18 protein-coding genes and 2 tRNA genes are annotated in these 20,920 nt (G+C 70.0%); 6 read left to right on the top strand and 14 right to left on the bottom strand.

The window, feature by feature from the left end; all coding sequences use genetic code 11:
* Positions 1 to 50: 50 nt before the first annotated feature.
* Entirely contained in the window at positions 51 to 2,066 is a 2,016-nt protein-coding gene (gene pknB, locus ABZ172_RS21030) for a Stk1 family PASTA domain-containing Ser/Thr kinase (RefSeq protein ID WP_356885264.1), read from the top strand.
* Between the two features lie 79 nt (positions 2,067 to 2,145).
* On the opposite strand, the gene ABZ172_RS21025 is transcribed toward pknB, so the two are convergent.
* From ABZ172_RS21025 to ABZ172_RS21005, 5 genes are all read right to left on the bottom strand, one after another.
* The gene (locus tag ABZ172_RS21025; RefSeq protein WP_356885263.1) at positions 2,146 to 2,874 is read right to left on the bottom strand and encodes a class E sortase; all 729 of its coding nucleotides are present in this window, start codon (positions 2,872 to 2,874) and stop codon (positions 2,146 to 2,148) included.
* Positions 2,875 to 2,910: 36 nt separating this feature from the next.
* Complete coding sequence (locus ABZ172_RS21020; RefSeq protein WP_356885262.1) at positions 2,911 to 4,335, bottom strand: class E sortase; 1,425 nt, start codon at positions 4,333 to 4,335, stop codon at positions 2,911 to 2,913.
* The gene (locus ABZ172_RS21015) at positions 4,332 to 4,970 is read right to left on the bottom strand and encodes an aminodeoxychorismate/anthranilate synthase component II (RefSeq protein ID WP_356885261.1); all 639 of its coding nucleotides are present in this window, start codon (positions 4,968 to 4,970) and stop codon (positions 4,332 to 4,334) included. The genes ABZ172_RS21020 and ABZ172_RS21015 overlap by 4 nt, the downstream gene beginning before the upstream one ends.
* A complete protein-coding gene (locus ABZ172_RS21010) occupies positions 4,967 to 5,155 on the bottom strand; it encodes a hypothetical protein (protein WP_356885260.1) in 189 nt (62 codons plus the stop codon). Before ABZ172_RS21010 ends, ABZ172_RS21015 begins: the two co-directional genes overlap by 4 nt.
* Before the next feature lie 141 nt (positions 5,156 to 5,296).
* Positions 5,297 to 6,022: a DUF881 domain-containing protein gene (locus tag ABZ172_RS21005; RefSeq protein WP_356885259.1), complete on the bottom strand. Its 726-nt coding sequence runs from the start codon at positions 6,020 to 6,022 to the stop codon at positions 5,297 to 5,299.
* A 178-nt stretch (positions 6,023 to 6,200) separates the two neighbouring features.
* Between ABZ172_RS21005 and crgA the strand changes: the two genes are divergently transcribed.
* Positions 6,201 to 6,455 (top strand): cell division protein CrgA, encoded by a 255-nt coding sequence (gene crgA / locus ABZ172_RS21000; RefSeq protein WP_031090433.1) that lies wholly within the window; start codon positions 6,201 to 6,203, stop codon positions 6,453 to 6,455.
* A 243-nt stretch (positions 6,456 to 6,698) separates the two neighbouring features.
* On the opposite strand, the gene ABZ172_RS20995 is transcribed toward crgA, so the two are convergent.
* Positions 6,699 to 7,601 carry a rhomboid family intramembrane serine protease gene (locus tag ABZ172_RS20995; protein WP_356885258.1) on the bottom strand — a complete coding sequence of 301 codons (903 nt, stop codon included), beginning with the start codon at positions 7,599 to 7,601 and terminating at the stop codon, positions 6,699 to 6,701.
* A gap of 157 nt (positions 7,602 to 7,758) precedes the next feature.
* Positions 7,759 to 8,286 (bottom strand): peptidylprolyl isomerase, encoded by a 528-nt coding sequence (locus ABZ172_RS20990; protein ID WP_356885257.1) that lies wholly within the window; start codon positions 8,284 to 8,286, stop codon positions 7,759 to 7,761.
* A 355-nt stretch (positions 8,287 to 8,641) separates the two neighbouring features.
* Between ABZ172_RS20990 and ABZ172_RS20985 the strand changes: the two genes are divergently transcribed.
* Entirely contained in the window at positions 8,642 to 9,358 is a 717-nt protein-coding gene (locus ABZ172_RS20985; RefSeq protein WP_356885256.1) for a DUF5324 family protein, read from the top strand.
* A gap of 295 nt (positions 9,359 to 9,653) precedes the next feature.
* On the opposite strand, the gene ABZ172_RS20980 is transcribed toward ABZ172_RS20985, so the two are convergent.
* Positions 9,654 to 9,726: transfer RNA gene (locus tag ABZ172_RS20980), tRNA-Ala, on the bottom strand.
* 172 nt (positions 9,727 to 9,898) lie between these two features.
* Here ABZ172_RS20980 and ABZ172_RS20975 point away from each other — a divergent pair.
* Positions 9,899 to 10,447 (top strand): DNA-binding protein, encoded by a 549-nt coding sequence (locus tag ABZ172_RS20975; RefSeq protein ID WP_356885255.1) that lies wholly within the window; start codon positions 9,899 to 9,901, stop codon positions 10,445 to 10,447.
* A 207-nt stretch (positions 10,448 to 10,654) separates the two neighbouring features.
* A complete protein-coding gene (locus ABZ172_RS20970) occupies positions 10,655 to 12,058 on the top strand; it encodes a protein kinase (RefSeq protein ID WP_356885254.1) in 1,404 nt (467 codons plus the stop codon).
* Between the two features lie 203 nt (positions 12,059 to 12,261).
* On the opposite strand, the gene ABZ172_RS20965 is transcribed toward ABZ172_RS20970, so the two are convergent.
* Complete coding sequence (locus ABZ172_RS20965) at positions 12,262 to 13,599, bottom strand: hypothetical protein (protein ID WP_356885253.1); 1,338 nt, start codon at positions 13,597 to 13,599, stop codon at positions 12,262 to 12,264.
* 409 nt (positions 13,600 to 14,008) lie between these two features.
* Positions 14,009 to 14,143, bottom strand: coding sequence for a DLW-39 family protein (locus ABZ172_RS20960; protein WP_003958712.1), 135 nt, complete (start codon positions 14,141 to 14,143; stop codon positions 14,009 to 14,011).
* 281 nt (positions 14,144 to 14,424) lie between these two features.
* Between ABZ172_RS20960 and ABZ172_RS20955 the strand changes: the two genes are divergently transcribed.
* Entirely contained in the window at positions 14,425 to 14,784 is a 360-nt protein-coding gene (locus ABZ172_RS20955; RefSeq protein WP_356885252.1) for a DUF6344 domain-containing protein, read from the top strand.
* A gap of 328 nt (positions 14,785 to 15,112) precedes the next feature.
* Here the strand turns inward: ABZ172_RS20955 and ABZ172_RS20950 are convergent.
* The 4 genes from ABZ172_RS20950 to gyrB all read right to left on the bottom strand — a co-directional run bounded on the left by ABZ172_RS20950 (position 15,113) and on the right by gyrB (position 20,678).
* Positions 15,113 to 15,189, bottom strand: a tRNA-Ile gene (locus ABZ172_RS20950).
* Between the two features lie 76 nt (positions 15,190 to 15,265).
* Positions 15,266 to 15,841 carry a DUF3566 domain-containing protein gene (locus ABZ172_RS20945; protein WP_356885251.1) on the bottom strand — a complete coding sequence of 192 codons (576 nt, stop codon included), beginning with the start codon at positions 15,839 to 15,841 and terminating at the stop codon, positions 15,266 to 15,268.
* A gap of 93 nt (positions 15,842 to 15,934) precedes the next feature.
* The gene (gene gyrA, locus ABZ172_RS20940) at positions 15,935 to 18,562 is read right to left on the bottom strand and encodes a DNA gyrase subunit A (RefSeq protein WP_356885250.1); all 2,628 of its coding nucleotides are present in this window, start codon (positions 18,560 to 18,562) and stop codon (positions 15,935 to 15,937) included.
* Between the two features lie 46 nt (positions 18,563 to 18,608).
* Positions 18,609 to 20,678 carry a DNA topoisomerase (ATP-hydrolyzing) subunit B gene (gyrB, locus tag ABZ172_RS20935; protein WP_356885249.1) on the bottom strand — a complete coding sequence of 690 codons (2,070 nt, stop codon included), beginning with the start codon at positions 20,676 to 20,678 and terminating at the stop codon, positions 18,609 to 18,611.
* Positions 20,679 to 20,920: the final 242 nt, after the last annotated feature.

Below are 20,920 nucleotides of genomic sequence, written 5' to 3'. Positions count from 1 at the left end.
CGGACCACACACGGGTGCGGTCGGGACTGACGGAGAGGGCTGGATCAGTTATGGAAGAGCCGCGTCGCCTCGGCGGCCGGTACGAGCTGGGCTCGGTGCTCGGCCGTGGTGGCATGGCCGAGGTCTACCTCGCGCACGACACCCGGCTCGGCCGCACCGTCGCTGTGAAGACGCTGCGGGCCGACCTCGCCCGCGACCCGTCCTTCCAGGCACGGTTCCGCCGTGAGGCCCAGTCGGCCGCCTCGCTCAACCACCCCGCGATCGTCGCCGTCTACGACACCGGCGAGGACTACGTCGACGGCGTCTCCATCCCGTACATCGTGATGGAGTACGTCGACGGATCGACGCTCAGAGAGCTCCTGCACTCCGGCCGCAAGCTGCTGCCGGAGCGGACCCTGGAGATGACGGTCGGGATCCTCCAGGCACTGGAGTACTCGCACCGCGCCCAGATCGTGCACCGCGACATCAAGCCGGCGAACGTCATGCTGACGCGCACCGGTCAGGTCAAGGTCATGGACTTCGGCATCGCCCGCGCCATGGGCGACTCCGGGATGACGATGACCCAGACCGCCGCGGTCATCGGGACCGCCCAGTACCTCTCCCCGGAGCAGGCCAAGGGTGAGCAGGTCGACGCCCGTTCCGACCTGTACTCCACCGGCTGCCTGCTCTACGAGCTGCTCGCGGTCCGGCCGCCCTTCGTCGGTGACTCCCCCGTCGCGGTCGCGTACCAGCACGTGCGTGAGGAACCGCAGCCGCCGAGCAACTTCGATCCCGAGATCACGCCCGAGATGGACGCCATCGTCCTGAAGGCGCTGACGAAGGACCCGGACTACCGCTACCAGTCCGCCGACGAGATGCGCGCGGACATCGAGGCCTGCCTCGACGGCCAGCCGGTCGCCGCGACCGCGGCCATGGGAGCGGCGGGCTACGGCGGGTACGACGGCTACGGCAACGACCAGCCCACCCAGGCGATGCGGTCGGCGGACCAGAACGGCGCCCAGACGTCGATGCTGCCGCCGGTCAACCCGGACGACGGCGGCTACGGCTACGACGAGCGCCCGGGCCGCCGGCGCCAGAAGAAGAACAACACCTCGACGATCTTCCTGGTCGCCGCCGGAGTCCTGGTGCTGATCGGAGCGATCCTGATCGGCAGGACGCTCTTCAGCTCCACCGACGGCGGCAGCGGGAAGTTCGACGTGCCGAACATGGTCGGCTCCACGGTCGAGCAGGCGCAGAAGCTCGCCGACAACTCCGAAGTCGTCCTGAAGGTCGGCTCCAAGGAAGCCTGCGAGGCCCAGCAGAAGGGCCAGATCTGCAGTCAGAGCCCCGGCTCGGACGAGCAGATGGAGAAGGGCGAGACCGTGACGGTCGTCGTCTCCACCGGCGCCCCCAAGGTCGAGGTCCCGGACGTCCTGGAGAAGTCCGAGGACAGCGCCCGCAAGGCCCTGGAGGACAAGGGCTTCACGGTGAACGTCGAGACGTCGGAGTCCGACAAGACGCCGGACACGGTCATCTCGCAGAAGCCCGACGGCGGCTCGAAGGTCGAGAAGGAGTCCGAGGTCACGATCACGGTGGCCAAGAAGACGACCGAGCCGATGCCGGACGTGCGCTCCCGCCCCTACGACGCCGCGGTGGCGCAGCTGAACGGCCTCGGGTTCTCGAACGTGTCGCGGCAGGACGTCGACTCCGACGAAGCCGCGGGCACGGTCGTCGAGCAGACACCGTCGGGACCCAGCAAGCAGTCCAAGGACGTCCAGATCGTCCTGAAGGTCTCCAAGGGCCCCACCCAGCCGCCCGAGCCCGAGCAGGTCACCATCCCGGGTGACATCGTCGGCAAGCGGTTCCAGGACGCCAAGTCCGCGCTGGAAGGCCTCGGACTCACGGTCGCGCTCGCGCCCAACTCGTCCGACAAGCCCAACGCGCTGGTGATGAAGGCGGATCCGGGAGCCAACAGCCAGGTCCCCAGGGGCCAGACCGTCACCCTGACCACCATCGGTGGCGGTGGCGGTGGCGGGGACGGCGGCGGTGGCGGCGGCTTCTTCGGGGGTCAGTCCGGCCAGGGCTGACCCGCGCGGTAGCACGACGACGTACAGAGGGCCCCGGTCACCAACGGTGACCGGGGCCCTGTCGTTCGGCCTGGGCGGCCTACCGCAGCTCCGCCGGCTTCGTGCGGTCCCTGTCCACCTTCTCGGTCCGCACGAGCTCGCCCCACACGATGTAGCGGTACTTCGACGTGTAGACGGGGGTGCACGTGGTCAGCGTGATGTAGCGGCCGGCCTTCTTCACACCCGAGTCCCCGGGCACCGGGGCGATCACGTCGATGTTGAACTTGGACGTCTCCGGAAGCTCCGCGAAGACCTTGTAGACGTACCAGGTGTCCTTGGTCTCGAAGACGATCGCGTCGCCCTTGCCGACCTTGTCGATGTTGTGGAACTTGGCGCCGTGGCCGTCCCGGTGCGCGGCGAGCGCGAAATTGCCCTGCGCGTCCTCGGGGAGGGCCGACTCGACCGGGTCGGTGTAGTAGCCGGCGAGGCCGTTGTTGAGCGTCTTGGCGTCGGTGCCCTTCTTGACCAGGACCTCGCCGTTCTTCATGGCGGGGACGTGGAGGAAGCCGATGCCGTCCCCGGTGTCCAGTGCCCCCGGGCCTCCCGCCCAGCGGTCGCGGACGCTGTCGCCCTGCTTGCCGGCCTCGCGGTCGGCCAGGACGTTGGTCCACCACAGCGAGTAGACGACGAACAGGCCCAGCACCAGCCCTGCGGTGATCAGCAGTTCACCGAAGAGGCTCACCGCGGTCGCGACGGGATGGCGGCTCCTGCGCCGTACCGGGGCGGGCGGCTCGTCGACGCGCTCTTCGTGATCGGTCCTCGCTGCCACCGCACCCGCCCCTGTCGTGATGTCGTCCAGCTCGCGTCAGCCGACCAGTGCGTCGGGCTTCCCCTTGCTGCGCGGCCGCTCGTCGACCATTTTGCCCCACACGATCATTCGGTACGTACTCGTGAATTCCGGGGTGCACGTCGTCAGCGTGAGGTACCTGCCCGGTCCGGTGAAGCCGGAGCCCGGAGGCACCTCGTCGATCACGGCCACGTTGGACGGCGACGTCTGCGGGAGGATGCTGGCCATCTCGTACGTGTAGTAGGCGTCCTGCGTCTCGACCACGATCGGGTCGCCCGGCTTCAGCTTGTTGATGTAGCGGAAGGGCTCGCCGTGGGTGTTGCGGTGGCCCGCCACCGCGAAGTTGCCCTGCTGCGCCGACGGCATCGCGGTCTTCAGCTTGCCCTCGCCGTAGTGCCCGATCATGCCCCGGTCGAGGACCTTCTCCTTGCTGATGCCCTCGGCGATGGGGGCGACCACGTCCAGCTTGGGGATGTGCATGATGGCGAACCCCTTGCCGGGCTCGAAGACGCCCGGGCTGCGCTCGCCGCTCGCCCAGTCGTCCTGGATCTTGCTGGTCTCCCGGCCGGCGATCTGGTCGGCGCGGATGTTGGTCCACCACAGCTGGTAGGTGACGAACAGCAGCATCAGCACACCGAAGGTGATGAACACTTCGCCGACGACCCTGCTGGCGACGACGGCGGGGCTGTCCTTGGCGGCGCGTGCCGCACGGCGGGCCTCCATCCGCGTCATCGGGACCGCGGGCTTCGCCGGCCCCGTGCCGGCGCCCGCTGCCGTGCCCGTCTCCGGGACGCGCCGGGGCTCCACCCGACGTCTTCCGCGTCCCTTGGCCGCCCGTCTGCGCTCGGCCCTGCCCCCCGTCGGGAGCGGTTCGGGACCGGGGGTGGCGGTCGGGTCGGTGTCTGCGGCAGGACCGGGGTCTGCGGCGGGACCGGGGGCCGAGGCTCCGGCCGGCCGCGACGCCCGCCGTGTGTCGGCTGTCCGCAGCGCGACGGTCTCCGCGTGCGAGACCTGACGCTCCTCTCCCCGGGGCCGCGCGGGGGCCGGGACGGGCGGAGCCGGCGACGGGCCGGGACCGGGGGCCGGCGGAGCGGGCGTCTCCGCGAGGGGGTCGGGTATCACCGCCGTCCCGTGGACCGTGGCGGACGCGGGCGCGGCGTCCGGGCCCTGCTGCCCGTACCAGTCCCTCCGGTACCCCTCCGGGTCGTACCACTCACCCGCGGGCTCGGCGGGCCCCTGAGCAGCCGTCAGGGGCGTCTGCTGCACCTCCCCCGCGGGCCGGTTCCCCTCCGCCCCGAACCGGGGTGCGGCGTGCCGGGCCGGCAGCGGATCGTTCAGCGGGTCCGCCAACTGCTCCACCGCCGCCTCGAACAGGCCGTCGGGCTCGTGCTCTCCCTGCGCGTACGGGCCCTCCCGGCCGGCGTGGGGGCGGGGTGAGGTCACGCGGCGGCCTTGCCCACCACCGGGGCCAGCCCCGCCGATCTCAGGACCGCGCCCTCGTCACCGCACTGCTCCAGCCAGTTGGCGAGCATGAGGTGTCCGTGCTCCGTGAGCACCGACTCGGGATGGAACTGCACTCCCTCCACCGCGTGTTCGCGGTGGCGCAGCCCCATGATGATGCCGTCCTCGGTCAGCGCGGTGACCTCGAGCACCGGCGGGACCGTCGACGGCTCCGCGGCGAGCGAGTGGTAGCGCGTCGCGGTGAAGGGGGACGGCAGACCGGCGAACACACCTGCGCCCTCGTGCAGCACGGGGGACGTCTTGCCGTGCAGCAGCTCCGGGGCCCGGTCCACCACACCGCCGTACGCGACGGCCATCGACTGCATCCCCAGGCACACCCCGAAGACCGGCACCCCGCTGCGCGCGCAGTGGTGCACCATCTCGATGCAGACGCCCGCCTGCTCGGGTGTGCCCGGTCCGGGGGACAGCAGCACCCCGTCGAAGCCGTCGTCGGCGTGCGCCGTCGTCACCGCGTCGTTCCGGACCACTTCGCACGTGGCGCCGAGCTGGTAGAGGTACTGGACGATGTTGAAGACGAAGCTGTCGTAGTTGTCGACGACGAGAATGCGTGCGCTCACCGGCCGGCTCCCGCTCCGCCGGTGTCCTGGCCGTCCACCGTCACATCACCGAACGGGAGCAGCGGCTCCGCCCAGGGGAAGACGTACTGGAAGAGCGAGTAGACAACGGCCAGGGCCAGCACGAGCGAGATGAAGCCCCGCACCCATGCGTTGCCCGGCAGATGCCGCCAGATCCAGCCGTACATGCTGTCGCCTCCATTCGGTACGGCACCAGACTAAACGGCCGGGGCACGGACGTGGGTCAGCTGTGGAAAGCCGTCCCCGGGGCGTCCGTCACAGGGACACACGTCCGTCACGGAACCCGGTGGACCGGACCCCGCGAGGGCCTACTCCACAGGCTGTGCGTCATGGAGGTCGACGGTGCCGGAGTAACCGGGGAGCGTCAGCCCGTCGTCCTCCTCGACCTTCCATCCCAGCCCGTACGCCTTCACGTAGAGCTGGTAGTTCTGGATCGCCGTGGAGTCGTCGAGCGCCTGCCTGAGCTTCCCCCGGTCACCGACGGCGGTGACCTTGTACGGAGGGGAGTAGACCCGGCCCTGCAGGATCAGGGTGTTCCCGACGCAGCGCACCGCGCTCGTGGAGATCAGCCGCTGGTCCATCACCCGGATCCCGCGGGCACCGCCCTCCCACAGGGTGTTGACGACGGCCTGCAGGTCCTGCTGGTGGATGACCAGGTCGTTGGGCTGCGGCTCGGGGTATCCGGGATTGGCGGTGGCGTTCGGCGGGGCGTCGTTCAGCGTGACGGAGAGCGCCTCGCCGCTGATCTCCGTGGTGCCGGCGGCCTTCTCCAGCGCGTCGAGCTTCGCGTCCTCGGCTCGGGTGCTCCCGTCGTCGCGCCGGGCGAGGGTGTCGATGTCCGCACGCACGGAGGCGGTCGACTCGTCCAGCTCGGCGTTCTTCTCGCTGCGCTGCTGGATGAGATCGGAGAGCTTCAGCAGGGAGGAGTCCGTCCGGATATCGGTGCCCTTGGCCGTGTTCGCACTGGTCACGAAGATCAGACCGGCCAGCGCGAAGACGGCAGCGGTGAGGACCTGGACCGGTCGGCGGGACATGCGCCGGACCGGACCTCGAGGGGAGTCGGCAGAATTGCTCAACGTACCCTTATCTCCTTAGGCGCCACGGAAGCACTACGCTAACGGACGCCCCGGGGAGGCAGCATTCCCCCTCGCGCCCCGGCGCCAGCCACAGATCCCTGCGCGGTCACGCAGCGCATCGACAGGAGAGTCCCTCGTGCCGAAGTCACGTATCCGCAAGAAGGCAGACTTCACGCCCCCGCCGGCGAAGCAGTCGACGAGCATAAAGCTGACCAACCGCAGTTGGGTGGCGCCGGTGATGCTGGCGCTCTTCCTGATCGGCCTGGCCTGGATCGTGGTCTTCTACGTCACCGAGGGCGATCTGCCGATCGACGCCCTGGGCAACTGGAACATCGTCGTGGGCTTCGGCTTCATCGCAGGCGGCTTCGGCGTCTCCACACAGTGGAAGTAGCTCTGCCCTGAAGTTACCCACAGAGTTATCCACAGGCGGGGGAAAAGGTCAGAAGATCTGTGGATAACCCCCCTCGATGTTGACGCCGGTGTGACTACACACTTACGCATCGCAGGACGGTACGCCCCTTGCCCGGACTGGAAAAACCCGGTCCAGCGACAAGGGGCACACCTGTTCCCCACGTCATGCACAAGATCCGGCACTCTCTGTGGACAACCGTCCGCCAGGAGCAACGGATTCCGCTCAGGTGAGCGCAGCGGTCCTGGCCAGGACGGTCACCACGATCGCGACGAGCACGAGCGCACAGGCGCCGTACTGCACGAGATTCCGGTGCGCGCGCGGGGCGTGCACCATCGCGATCGCGATCAGTGCTCCGGCGACGAGCCCGCCGACGTGCGCCTGCCAGGCGATCCCGCCCCAGGGGTTGAAGGTGAAGATCAGGTTCACCACGAGCAGCACGATGACCGGACGCATGTCGTAGTTCATCCTGCGCACCAGCACGGCCGTGGCACCCAGCAGACCGAAGACGGCACCGGACGCCCCGAGCGTGCCCTGCCCCGGGGCGGCGATCAGGTAGGTGAGCGCACTGCCGGCGAGCCCCGAGATCAGATAGAGCGCGAGGTAGCGTGCGCGGCCGAGCGCGGCCTCCAGCGGCCCCCCGAGCCACCACAGCCCCAGCATGTTGAAGGCGATGTGCCAGACCTCCTGATGCAGGAACATCGAGGTCAGAAGGCGGTACCACTGCCCTTCGGCGACGCCCTCGTACCCGGTCGCGCGTGCGTCCACGTAGGCGCGGCCGAACAGCAGGAGTTCGTCGCGCAGGACGGGGTGGACCAGGACGGCGACGAAGACCGCGAGGTTGATGCCGATGAGGATCTTGGTGATCAGCCTGGGATCGGCCGCGACGCTGCCGCCGGCCAGGGTCCGCGGCCGGCTCGCCGCCGGGTGGTGGCCCGTCCCGGTCCCCTCACGGACACAGCCCGGGCACTGGAACCCCACCGAGGCGGGGATCATGCAGTCCGTGCAGATCGGCCGCTCGCACCGTGTGCAGCGGATCCCCGTCTCCCTGCCCGGATGCCGGTAACAGGTCCGCGGTCCGCCTGCGGCTGCGGATCCGTCCTCGCCCTGCGGCGACTGCTGGTCCATCGGTCACGGCCCCTTCGGTCCTCGTCCGCGGAGGGAGGCACCCCTGCGATCGCCCCACTCGCCCGTTATGGAGCAGTACGGACGAGCGGGGCGGTTGGTTCCCCGGAGGGACGGCGTCCGTCAGGGCCGCCGTCCCTCCGGGGACGCGTGCGTCCGGTCAGCGCGTCTCGATGACGACCGACTCGATCACCACGTCGCTGAGCGGCCGGTCGGTGCGGGGATTGGTCGGAGCCGCCGCGATCGCGTCCACGACCTTCTGCCCCGCCTCGTCGGCGACCTCGCCGAAGATCGTGTGCTTGCCGGTCAGCCAGGCGGTGGGGGACACGGTCAGGAAGAACTGCGAACCGTTGGTTCCGGGACCGGCGTTGGCCATGGCCAGCAGATAGGGCTTGGTGAACGCGAGGTCGGGGTGGAACTCGTCGCCGAACTCGTACCCGGGGCCCCCCGTGCCGTTGCCCAGCGGATCGCCGCCCTGGATCATGAAGCCGCTGATGACGCGGTGGAAGACAGTGCCGTCGTACAGCTTGCCGGTGGACCTGGAGCCGGTCGCCGGGTCGGTCCACTCACGCTCGCCCCTGGCGAGCTCCACGAAGTTCTTGACCGTCTTGGGAGCGTGGTTCGGCAGGAGCCGGATCGCGATGTCACCCTGGTTGGTCTTCAAAGTGGCGTACAGCTGCTCGGCCACGTTCTGCCTTCCCTCAGTCTTCTCCGATGACCCCAGATCCTCGCACGGAGTCCCCGCTCAGCAGGCCGGTCACGGCCCGGAGCGGACAGCGCACACCGTGTTGCCCTTCTTCCTGCACCTTTCCCACACTTCCTGCGGGATTGATGCCCCCACCCGCCCGGTGACGGCACACCTTCCGACACGAAACATGGCATCGTCAGCAGCACACCCCCTTGCACCATTTTGTCCGAGAATAAAACCCGCGACACTCATGACCCGGATGCCTGCCCCGCATGGCGTCCCAGGCACCAGCGGGCATGATTTCGAAATGGGTGGATAGGCGGAGTACCTACCCGCCACCAAGGAGGAGGATCCCGTGACCCGCATCGACAGCGTGCGCGCCGCAACCTACTCGGCGAAGGACAGCGCGCAGCACGCCGCGGAAGTGGTGGCGCCCTACGCCGACACGGCCAAGGAACAGGCCGCGCACTACGCGCACGAGGCTCGCGCGCTACTCGCGCCCAAGATGTCGAAGGCAGCCGCGCAGGCCCGCGTGCAGTACGGCGCGCACCTCGCACCACGTATCGAACAGGCACTGACCCATGTGCCGCCCAAGGTCGACGAGGCCGCACACAAGGCCGCGGTCCGGACGCGCAGCGCCGCCCGGACCGCCGCGGACTACACCGTGCCGCGGGTCGAGCACGCGGTGGCGGCGAGCCGGCCTGTCGCCGAGGAGGCCACCGCCCGGAGCACGGCCGCGCTGGCCGCTCTCCGCGGGCAGGTGACGACCAAGGAGATCCAGAAGATCGTCAGGAAGCACGAGCGCCGGGCCAAGGCAGGCCGGGCGGCCAAGGGCTTCCTGGTGCTGGGCCTCCTGGCAGGCGGTGCTTTCGCCGCCTGGAAGTGGTGGGACAAGCAGGCCAACCCGGACTGGCTGGTCGAGCCGCCCGCGCCCACCGAGGTGGCTGACGGCCGCGCTCCGCTGACGTCGGTCGACGGCAGCGGGCAGACCGTGCTGGACCCCGAGGTCCGCGCCAAGCAGGACGAGGCGGAGTCCGGCTCCGACCCGTCGGACGGGACCGACCAGCGCTGAACCCGGTACGCGCGGTGACGACGCCTGCGAGGGGCGCCGGAGGACCTTCCTGGTCTCCGGCGCCCCTCGCGTTTTCCCCCAACCGCTCGAAGCGCCGTCCGGGAGCACCGCGCCGGAACACCGCACTGCACCGAGGGTGCCCTGCCCAGCACATTGCGCCGGTGCGTCACCACGCGCGGCGCCCTCGTTTCACGTGAAACCGAGGCGCCCCGGCCGGGCGGACGGGGTCGCCTGCACCAGGGCAACGAAAAAAGTCCTCCGACGCTGCGATCCGCAGGTCAGAGGACTTTCTCTGTGGAGCCTAGGAGATTCGAACTCCTGACATCTGCCTTGCAAAGGCAGCGCTCTACCAACTGAGCTAAGGCCCCGAAAACCGGACAACGACGGACACAACCATGCCGCGACGTCCGACCCAGAACAGAGTACCGGGTGACCCCCCGAATCCTGCAAAAGGATTGGGACTCCCGGCCCGCAACGGCTCTCCGTAAGATGCACGACGAGGTTCGCAGCAGCGAAGCCGCAGCGCGATGGGGAGACGCAATGGACGCAGCGCAGCAAGAGGCCACCGCAAGAGCCAGAGAGCTCCAGCGCAGCTGGTACGGAGAGCCCCTGGGGGCGCTCTTCCGCAGGCTGATCGACGACCTCGGCCTCAACCAGGCACGGCTCGCCGCCGTTCTCGGGCTGTCCGCCCCCATGCTCTCCCAGCTGATGAGCGGGCAGCGGGCCAAGATCGGCAATCCCGCGGTCGTCCAGCGGGTCCAGGCCCTCCAGGAACTCGCCGGCCAGGTGGCGGACGGCAGCGTCAGCGCGGGTGAGGCCACCGATCGCATGGAGGAGATCAAGAAGTCCCAGGGCGGCTCGGTCCTGACCAACACCGGCCAGACCTCCCCCGCCGGTGGGGCCCCCACCGTGCGGCGCGTGGTCCGCGAGATCCAGTCGCTGCTGCGCTCGGTCGCGGCGGCCGGCGACATCATCGTCGCGGCCGACTCCCTCGCCCCGGACCACCCGGAACTGGCAGAGTTCCTCCGGGTGTACGGAGCGGGGCGGACCGCCGACGCGGTCGCGCACTACGAAGGACACCAGGGCTAGGCGTATCGATCACGGGCGTTGCCGGCACGGGGGTCTCGATCGATCCGCCCGGGTCCCCCGTACGGACCGGGCGCGGGCCCGGCACGGTCCGGACGGGAGCCCCGGGCAGGAGTCCACGGCCCGGAACACCCCGGGGCGGCGGGGCCGTGGCGGTATCCCGGCAGCCGGGGCACGAACCTCAACGGGAACGGGAGCGGGCGCAGCGCAATGGGTGAGGTCTTCGCCGGTCGGTACGAGCTGGTCGATCCGATCGGACGCGGTGGAGTCGGTGCGGTCTGGCGCGCGTGGGACCACCGGCGCCGCCGGTACGTGGCGGCCAAGGTGCTGCAGCAGAGGGACGCGCACACCCTGCTGCGCTTCGTCCGGGAACAGGCGCTGCGGATCGAGCATCCGCATGTCCTCGCGCCGGCCAGCTGGGCCGCGGACGACGACCAGGTCCTCTTCACCATGGACCTGGTCGGCGGCGGCTCGCTGGCCCATGTGATCGGCGACTACGGCCCGTTGCCCCCGCGCTTCGTCTGTCTCCTGCTCGATCAGCTGTTGTCCGGGCTGTCGACGGTGCACGCCGAAGGGGTCGTGCACCGCGACATCAAACCGGCCAACATCCTGATGGAGGCCACCGGTACGGGCCGTCCGCACCTGCGGCTCTCCGACTTCGGCATCTCGATGCGCAAGGGCGAGCCGCGGCTGACGGAGACCAACTACGTGGTCGGTACGCCCGGTTACTTCGCACCCGAGCAGATGATGGGCGCCGAGCCCGACTTCCCGGCGGACCTGTTCGCCGTGGGCCTCGTCGCGCTCTACCTGCTCCAGGGCCGCAAGCCGGACGCCAAGGCCTTGATCGAGTACTTCGTCGCGCACGGCACCCCCGGGGCGCCCAGGGGCGTACCGGAGCCCTTGTGGCAGGTCCTCGCCGGTCTGCTGCAGCCCGATCCGCACGCCCGTTTCCGTACGGCCACCGGTGCGCGCAAGGCGCTGACCGCGGCGGTCGAGATGCTGCCGGACGCCGGTCCGGACGACGAGCAGGTGGAGGTGTTCGACCAGATCGGCCCCCTGCCCGCGGGGTTCGGCCCCGACGGCCCGGAAACGCCCGCCGGAGGGCTCCGCACGCCCGCGCAGGACGCCGTCGGCGCACCGCCGCCCTCACCCCGGCCGCACGCCCCGCAGGGAGCCGGAGAGCAGCCGTACGCGCCCCAGGGCGCCGGAGCACAGCCGCACGCCCCGCAGGGGGCGCCGGAGCAACAGCCGTACGCACCCGCCCCGTCGATGTCGGAGACGGGCAGTTTCCACCTCGCACCGCCACCGCAGCGCCCCGCGCCCCTCCCGCACCCGGCACAGTCGCAGCCCCCCGGTCCGCTTGCGGCGCACGCCGCGTCCCCCCACGCCGCCGACGCCTCGCAGGATGCCGCCCGTGCCGCCACGGCCGCGGTGGCGTACGGGACGCCGCCCACCCGCGCCTACACCGCCGAAGGTCCCCAGGACCCCCGGAACACGGCAGCGCGGACCTCGCCCGTCAGGCGGCCCGGACCGTCCCCGAAGGTGGCGGTCCCGGTACTCCTCGTCGCGCTGATCTGCTTCGCCGTGGGCATCTGGGCCCTCACCCAGACCTGAGCGCGACACCCACGGCCTGAGCGCGCCCCCTTGGGCCTGAGCGCGACACCCCGGGCGCGGACGCGCACCACCGCCCCGTCCCCCGGGCCCGGACGCGAACCACCGCCCCGTCCCCCGGGCCTGAGGCGCGACCCCACCACCCCACCCCGGCTCCGCGGGAGCCCGGCCGGCCCCCGAGTGGCGGTCCCCCGGCGGGTGCGGCTCTACCGGGCCTGCGGGGGGCCGCCGAGCGGCGGGCGGCCGTCCGCACCGGGCGACCCCGCGACCGGTGCGGCCCGGCGCCTGGCCAGCAGCGTCCACGCTCCGAGTCCCAGCACCAGCGCGGAGCCCGCGCCGATGCCCGCCACGGCCACCAGTTTCATCGTGCGGCTCTCCGCGGCCTCGGGCGCGCTCCGGCCGCTCCTGGCCATGTCCCGGTCCTGGTCGGTGACACCGAAGATCCCGGTGTCCCCCTGATAGGGCGACGGCTCGGGGTCGTTGACCACCTTGACCCGGAGCGTCAGCCCGATGGGGTCGTCCCCGTAGTGCTCGGCCACCTCGGGCGCGAGCGACACCGAGAGGTAGTACCAGCCGGCGAACCGCATGGCGTTGACGGCCGCTCCCGCGCCGTGACGGTTCTCGTAGGCCACGGGTGGCAGCGGGTCCAGGGCCACCGAGCCGGGCGCACCGGAGTACGAGAGCGTCGCGTCGTCCACATGACCGCGGGCCGGATTGTCCAGGGCCAGGGCCAGCGCGTTGCCGAGGAACTCCGTCGACGCGGAGCTGTTGCTCAGCGCGGCCGAGGCGAAGATCTGCTGGCCCCAGTCCACGGGCACCCGGTAGAAGCGGGTCTGCCCGGGCGCGATGGAGTCGACCCACTCGCCGGACTCCAGGCCGGTGGCGTCGTAGTATCCGCTGCCGCCGGTCCGCTTCTGCTTGCCGACGGGCGGGACCGGCGAGGCGGAGGGCCAGTCCTCCGGAGCCTCGGTCGGCAGCGACCCGGCGTCCCGGAGCGCCGGCTCCGTCTCGTGGCGCAGCTCCAGCTCCCACGCCTCGGAGGACGAAGTCTCCTTGCTCTTCCGCTCGATGAGGACGTTGTAGGTGCCGCTCGCCGCACAGGTGGTGCTGTCCTTCTCCACCGTCCGGTACGCGTAGGCGGCGATCGGGCGGGGGAACTCCGCCGACTCGAACGCCGCGTCCCCGGAGCCGCACCGGGTGTCGTCGAGGTCTCTGATGCTGACCGTGATCCCGTCCCCGTAGGCGACCCGGGCACCCGCCTTCGGGACGGCCACGGCGGAGACGTACGCACCGGCCGTGTCGTCGAGTTCGAGGCGGTAGTAGAGCTTCTGTCCCTGCTCGATGGAGCTCCGGTAGACCGCTCCGGCCTTCAGCTCCTCCGCGTCGGCGTTCGTCTCCGCACCCTGGACGGTCACCGCCGAGGGATCGAAGGCGTACGCCGCAGGGCCGTCCGCCGCGTGCGTCTGCCCCGGCACCGCCGCCACCGCGCACACGGCCGCGATGATCGCGAGCACCACCCGGCCCCTGTTGCGCTGCCTGTTCACGCGCTTCCCCCCGTCGTCTGCGTTCCTGCGCCGCGCCGGCCGCCCACCAGCAGGAAGCCGGCTACGCGGCGATCGCGGCGCCCGCTCCGGCCGGGGCCGCGATGCCGGTCCATCCTGCACCGCCCGCACCACCGCTGTCTGCGGCCCCCGCACCACGGCCGCCGGTCCGCGCCACGGCCGCCGGTCCGCGCCCCGGTCCGCGCCCCGGTCGGCAGGCCGTACGGCCCGTCCTCGGCGGTGCACCCGCCGATCCCTCCTCGACGCCCACCCGGCACCCCTTTGCTTGTGCGAGCAAAGAATTCACTTCAGTGAACACCAGGAAGGGGTCCGCGGTCGGACGGCAGCGGACCCCGGGCAGCAGAAAGCCCCGGCCGCTCGGCGACCGGGGCTTCTAGCAGACTGTTCCGTCTCACACACCCGAACCTGCGGGCACGGAGTCGGTCGCCTCCGTCCACAGATCCTGCTCGGCGCGATCCGCCTGGATCTGGCGGTACACGAGGAGCCCGCCGATGGCAGCCAGTGCGACCAGGAGAAGCTTCTTCACCGCGCGACCTCGTCTTTCCTTGACGTAAGGGACTTCTGCCGCCCGACTATACACACCGGCCGATACCGATCGGTGACCTCCCCGGAACCCGGCCGCCGCCCGTTCCGGACCCCCGTCGGAGCCCCTCTCCACCCCCTCGGACGACTCCGCGAACCGGTTGAACCATACGAGTGGTGTTCATCAGAAGATCTGCGAACCGGGGGCGTCGGTCCCGGTTTCCGGGGCCCGCATCCACATCATCGGAAAGGTAAGCAAACCGGACCACCTGAAAGCGAGGGGCCATGAGCACCTTCAAGGCCAAGAGCATCTGGACCGCCTTCATCACCGCCTTCTTCGCGATCCTCGCGTCGCTGGGCCTCGCCACCGCCCAGGCCACGGCCGCGGAGGCGACGGTCACGAGCCACGAGCACACGGCCGCGCACCCGGCAACCGCGACCACGCCGTCGGTGCGATGGACCCTTCCGCGTGACCGGGCGCTGCCGCCCACGATGAAGCAGCGCATCCGCGCCGAGGCGCACGGTTCCTCGCCCGCCACCCGCCAGTTGGCCGCCGACTCCGCGGACGCCGTGAACGCGACGGACGGCACCCGCTCCGGGCACAGCGCCTCGCCTGCCGGGGACTCGGCCCCGCTGCCACCCTGAGGGCGCCGAGAACGCCACCCAGGCCCCTGGTCCGGTCCACACCGGCGGGGGCCTTTTCCATGTGTCCGGGGCCTCCCGGGCCGCCGAAGCGCACCCCGACGGCCACCGGCACCCCGGGCGGCCCGCAACACACACGGACACACCCGCCCCGGACGCCGCCCGCCGAGGACGGCACGACGGGCTCGACGGCCGGCACGGCGCGACCGGTACGGCGACCGACGGGAAGCCGCAGGACGGCGCCCATGCCGGCCGCACCGTCGGCCCCCGGTCCACTCGCAGCCGCACACGCAGAAGGCCCCCCACCGTCTCCGGTGAGGGGCCTTCTCGCTGGTGGGGCTAACAGGATTTGAACCTGTGGCCTCATCCTTATCAGGGATGCGCTCTAACCAACTGAGCTATAGCCCCGCCGCGCTGCCGTGCTGCGCTGACTTCTGAAGATTAGCGCACGTCGGGGCCAGTCCCAAAATCGATACCCGGCGCCCTACTCGTCCTCGGCGAGAGTGAGCTCCACGCCGCCCACGAAGCCGGCCGACAGGTTGTAGATGAACGCGCCCAGCGTCGCCAGCGCGGTGGCCAGCACCACGTCGATCACCGCGATGACCGAGGTGAAGATGAGCACCCGCGGCAGCGACAGGAACGACTGCAGATCGAAGCCGTTGCTCTCGTTCGAGCCGGTGGCCTCGCTGATCGTGCCGCCCACGGTGGAGAAGACGCCCATCGCGTCCATCACCATCCACAGGACCGCGGCCGCGACCACCGTGCAGATGCCGAGGGCGATGGAGAGCAGGAAGCTGACCTTCATCACCGACCACGGATCGGCCTTCGCGACCCGCAGACGCGCCTTGCGGGTACGCGGAGTGGTCCGCGCTCCCGTCCGGGGCAGCCGGGTCGCCTGCCCGCCGACGCCCTGGGTGCCGCCGCCCTGCGTACCGCCCGCAGGGGACGGGTACGCACGGGGCGGGTGGTAGGGCCCCGCCTGGCCCGTTGCGGGCTCACGCTCGCCGGGCAGCGGCCCGGTCGCGTAGCCCTCGTACTGAGGTCCCCGAGTGTCCGTCACAGTGCCCCCTTGGGAGTCCGTGGCAGGGCCACGGGCGCCGGTCGCGCCTGCTCCGGAAGCGGCCGAACCTGCGCCCGTGGCTCCACTCACGCTCTACTCCTCGTGCTCCCCGGCCGAAGGCACCGTGCCCTCGACTGTGCCCTCGACCACGGTTGCGGCAGGAGCCTCGCCCGTGGCGCCTTCGGCCTCATCGGTCCCGTCGACCTCTTCGGCCTCGCGACCGGCCTCGGCGTTGCGCGCGATGCCGACGACGGCATCCCGCTTGCCCAGATTGATCAGTTGGACGCCCATGGTGTCACGGCCCGTCTCCCTGACTTCATTGACTCGCGTACGAATCACACCGCCGCCGAGTGTGATGGCGAGGATCTCGTCCGTTTCCTCCACCACCAGCGCACCGACGAGGGATCCGCGGTCCTCGACGATCTTGGCGGCCTTGATGCCCAGACCACCGCGACCCTGGACGCGGTACTCGTCGACGAGGGTCCGCTTCGCGTAACCGCCGTCGGTGGCAGTGAACACGAACGTACCGGGCCGGACAACATTCATCGAGAGCAGTTCGTCGCCCTCGCGGAAACTCATCCCCTTCACGCCCGAGGTGGCACGTCCCATCGGGCGCAGCGCGTCGTCGGTCGCGGTGAACCTGATCGACTGGGCCTTCCTGCTGATGAGCAGCAGATCGTCCTCGGCCGACACCAGTTCCGCACCGATCAGCTCGTCGTCCGCGCCGCTCTCCGTCTCCCGGAGGTTGATCGCGATGACGCCGCCGGAGCGCGGGGAGTCGTAGTCCTTGAGCGAGGTCTTCTTGACCAGGCCGCCCTTGGTCGCCAGGACCAGGTAGGGCGCGGCCTCGTAGTCGCGGATCGCCAGGATCTGCGCGATCTGCTCGTCCGGCTGGAACGCCAGGAGATTCGCGACGTGCTGGCCGCGCGCGTCCCGGCCGGCGTCCGGCAGCTCGTACGCCTTGGCCCGGTAGACCCTGCCCTTGTTCGTGAAGAACAGCAGCCAGTGGTGCGTCGTGGACACGAAGAAGTGGTCGACGATGTCGTCTTCCCTGAGCTTCGTGCCGCGCACGCCCTTCCCGCCGCGCTTCTGCGAGCGGTAGTCGTCCGTCTTGGTCCGCTTGACGTAGCCGCCGCGGGAGATCGTGACGACGATGTCCTCCTCGGCGATGAGGTCCTCGATGGACATGTCACCGTCGAAGGGCACCAGCTTGGAGCGCCGGTCGTCGCCGAACTTGTCGACGATCGCGGCCAGTTCCTCGCTGACGATCTGCCGCTGCCGGGCGGGGGAGGCCAGGATCTCGTTGTACTCGTTGATCTTCGCCTGGAGCTCGTCGTGCTCGGCGGTGATCTTCTGGTGCTCCAGCGCGGCCAGGCGGCGCAGCTGCATCTCCAGGATCGCGTTGGCCTGGATCTCGTCGATCTCCAGCAGGCCCATGAGGCCCTCGCGCGCGATCTCCACGGTGTTGCTGCGGCGGATGAGCGCGATGACCTCTTCGATCGCGTTCAGGGCCTTGAGGAGGCCGCGCAGGATGTGCGCCCGCTCCTCCGCCTTGCGCAGCCGGAACTTCGTGCGCCGGACGATGACCTCGATCTGGTGCGTCACCCAGTGCCGGATGAACGCGTCGATCGACAGCGTGCGCGGCACCCCGTCGACGAGCGCCAGCATGTTCGCGCCGAAGTTCGACTGCAGATCGGTGTGCTTGTACAGGTTGTTCAGCACGACCTTGGCGACCGCGTCGCGCTTCAGCACGACGACCAGGCGCTGGCCCGTGCGGGAGGACGTCTCGTCCCGGACGTCCGCGATGCCGCCGACCTTGCCGTCCTTCACCAGGTCGGCGATCTTCTGCGCGAGGTTGTCGGGGTTGGTCTGGTAGGGGAGCTCCGTGACGACCAGGCACTGCCTGTTCTGGATCTCCTCGACCGCGACGACCGCCCGCATCGTGATCGAGCCACGGCCCGTGCGGTACGCCTCCTCGATGCCCTTGCGGCCCACCACCAGCGCGCCGGTCGGGAAGTCCGGGCCCTTGATCCGCTCGATCAGCGCGTCCAGGAGCTCCTCGTGCGTGGCCTCCGGGTGCTCCAGGTACCACTGGGCGCCGGCGGCGACCTCACGCAGGTTGTGCGGCGGGATGTTGGTCGCCATACCGACCGCGATGCCCGCGGAGCCGTTGACCAGGAGGTTGGGGATGCGGGCCGGCAGGACCGTCGGCTCCTGGTTGCGCCCGTCGTAGTTGTCCTGGAAGTCGACGGTCTCCTCGTCGATGTCCCGGACCATCTCCATGGACAGCGGCATCATCTTGCACTCGGTGTACCGCATGGCCGCGGCCGGGTCGTTGCCCGGGGAACCGAAGTTGCCGTTGGAGTCCACCAGCGGCATGCGCATCGACCAGTGCTGCGCCAGGCGCACCAGCGCGTCGTAGATCGAGGAGTCGCCGTGCGGGTGGTACGTACCCATGACGTCACCGACGACACGGGCGCACTTGTAGAAGCCCTTCTCGGGCCGGTAGCCACCGTCGTACATCGCGTACAGCACCCGGCGGTGGACGGGCTTCAGACCGTCCCGCACGTCGGGCAGCGCACGCGACACGATGACGGACATCGCGTAGTCGAGGTAGGAGCGCTGCATCTCCGTCTCGAGCCCCACGGGCTCGACACGCATGCCCACGCCCGGGACGGCAGGCTCCTCTTCGGGCATCACAGGGGTGTTCTCGTCGGCCATTGCTGGTCAAAGTCCTTTCGCACTGCGGCTTGCTTGTACGGCCGACTCAGATGTCGAGGAAGCGGACGTCCTTGGCGTTGCGCTGGATGAAGGAACGCCGCGCCTCGACGTCCTCACCCATCAGCACCGAGAACAGGTCGTCGGCCTGCGCCGCGTCGTCGAGCGTGACCTGGCCCAGCACGCGGTGGTCGACGTCCATCGTGGTGACGCGCAGTTCCTCGGCGTTCATCTCGCCGAGGCCCTTGAAGCGCTGGATGGAGTCTTCCTTGATCCGCTTGCCGTTCTGCTTGCCGAGCTCCACCAGGGCGTCGCGCTCACGGTCGGAGTAGGCGTACTCGAAGTCGTCGCGGCCCCACTTGATCTTGTAGAGCGGCGGACGCGAGAGGTAGACGTGTCCGGACTCGACCAGGGGCCGCATGAAGCGGAACAGGAAGGTCAGCAGCAGGGTGTTGATGTGCTGGCCGTCGACGTCGGCGTCCGCCATCAGAATGATCTTGTGATAGCGGAGCTTCTCGATGTCGAAGTCCTCGTGGACCCCGGTGCCGAAGGCCGAGATCAGCGCCTGGACCTCGGTGTTCTGCAGGATCTTGTCGATCCGGGCCTTCTCGACGTTCAGGATCTTGCCGCGGATCGGCAGGATGGCCTGGTACATCGGGTTGCGGCCGGACTTCGCCGAACCGCCGGCGGAGTCACCCTCGACGATGAAGATCTCGCACTTCGTCGGGTCGTTGGACTGGCAGTCGCTCAGCTTGCCGGGCAGCGAGGCGCTCTCCAGGAGCCCCTTGCGCCGGGTGAGGTCCCGCGCCTTGCGGGCCGCGACACGGGCCGTGGAGGCCGCGATGCCCTTGCGGATGATGTCGGCGGCCTCGTTGGGGTTCCGGTCGAACCAGTCCGTCAGCTGCTCGTGGACGACCTTCTGGACGAAGGTCTTGGCCTCGGTGTTGCCCAGCTTCGTCTTGGTCTGGCCCTCGAACTGCGGCTCGCCCAGCTTCACCGAGATGATCGCCGTCAGGCCCTCGCGGACGTCCTCACCGGTGAGGTTGTCGTCCTTCTCGCGCAGCAGCTTCTTGTCGCGCGCGTAGCGGTTGACCAGCGAGGTCAGCGCCGCACGGAAGCCCTCCTCGTGCGTACCGCCCTCGTGCGTGTGGATCGCGTTGGCGAAGGAGTAGACGCCCTCGGTGTACTGCGTGTTCCACTGCATGGCGATCTCGGCCGAGAGGAGGCGGTCCTTGTCCTCGGCCTCGATGTCGATCACCGACTGGTGGATCAGCTCGCCCTTGCGGGAGTTGAGGTACTTGACGAAGTCGACGATGCCGTTCTCGTAGTGGTACGTGACCGTGCGGGTCGACTCCTCGTCGGGGACGTCGACCACCTCGGCGCTGTCCGCGCCCGCCGTGGCCTTCGCCGACTCGCGCTCGTCGGTGAGCTTGAGGGTGAGCCCCTTGTTGAGGAACGCCATCTCCTGGAAGCGGCGCGAGAGGGTCTCGAAGGAGTAGTCGGTGGTCTCGAAGACGTCCCCGTCGGCCCAGAAGGTGACGGACGTCCCCGTCTCCTCGGTGGCCTCGTGACGGGCCAGCGGGGCGGTCGGGACACCGAGCTTGTAGTCCTGGGTCCAGCGGTACCCGTCGGTCCTGACCTCGACGGCCACCCGCGTGGACAGGGCGTTGACGACGGACACACCGACGCCGTGCAGACCGCCGGACACGGCGTAGCCGCCGCCGCCGAACTTGCCGCCGGCGTGCAGCACGGTGAGGACGACCTCGACGGCCGGCTTGCCCTCGGACGGCACGATGCCGACCGGGATGCCGCGGCCGTTGTCCACCACGCGCACCCCGCCGTCCGCGAGGATCGTGACGTCGATGGTGTCCGCGTGCCCGGCCATCGCCTCGTCGACCGAGTTGTCGACAACCTCTTGCACGAGGTGGTGGAGACCGCGCTCACCGGTGGACCCGATGTACATGCCGGGTCGCTTGCGGACCGCGTCCAGGCCTTCGAGCACGGTGATCGCGCTGGCGTCGTACGAGGCGGATACCTCGCCGGGCCCACCGGCCGTGGACGGGATGTTCTCGTTGGGGTTGCCGGAATCGGCCACGAAGCGCCCTTTCTGGCACAGCACAGGCCGTTCTCCGGCAGTTCGGGAGCGGCTGCGTCGTTCGGCTTGTATCGACGACTCCCGCAAGGAAGCGGGATTGTCCACCAGTCTACCGGTAGCGCCGACATGAATGGGGGTTTGCCGGTGCCTGAGTACGCATGTGCCGCCCTGGACGAGCGGCTGACGACTCCCCATATTCAGGAAGGGGCCCCGGGGGGCTCACGACGGCTTTGTGCGCTTCGGGCTGTCAACCTCCCGCTACGGTG

The organism is Streptomyces sp. NPDC006296, assembly GCF_040613235.1.
Taxonomy (GTDB): domain Bacteria; phylum Actinomycetota; class Actinomycetes; order Streptomycetales; family Streptomycetaceae; genus Streptomyces.
This window is presented reverse-complemented; position numbering and strand designations above follow the sequence as displayed.

Excerpts from the sequence above, each read along its gene's own strand:
- ABZ172_RS20975 (WP_356885255.1), top strand. The coding sequence starts at position 9,899 with ATGGACGCAGCGCAGCAAGAGGCCACCGCAAGAGCCAGAGAGCTCCAG.
- ABZ172_RS20970 (WP_356885254.1), top strand. The coding sequence starts at position 10,655 with ATGGGTGAGGTCTTCGCCGGTCGGTACGAGCTGGTCGATCCGATCGGA.
- gyrA (WP_356885250.1), bottom strand. The coding sequence starts at position 18,562 with ATGGCCGACGAGAACACCCCTGTGATGCCCGAAGAGGAGCCTGCCGTC.
- ABZ172_RS20955 (WP_356885252.1), top strand. The coding sequence starts at position 14,425 with ATGAGCACCTTCAAGGCCAAGAGCATCTGGACCGCCTTCATCACCGCC.
- ABZ172_RS21010 (WP_356885260.1), bottom strand. The coding sequence starts at position 5,155 with ATGTACGGCTGGATCTGGCGGCATCTGCCGGGCAACGCATGGGTGCGG.
- ABZ172_RS21005 (WP_356885259.1), bottom strand. The coding sequence starts at position 6,022 with ATGTCCCGCCGACCGGTCCAGGTCCTCACCGCTGCCGTCTTCGCGCTG.
- ABZ172_RS20995 (WP_356885258.1), bottom strand. The coding sequence starts at position 7,601 with ATGGACCAGCAGTCGCCGCAGGGCGAGGACGGATCCGCAGCCGCAGGC.
- pknB (WP_356885264.1), top strand. The coding sequence starts at position 51 with ATGGAAGAGCCGCGTCGCCTCGGCGGCCGGTACGAGCTGGGCTCGGTG.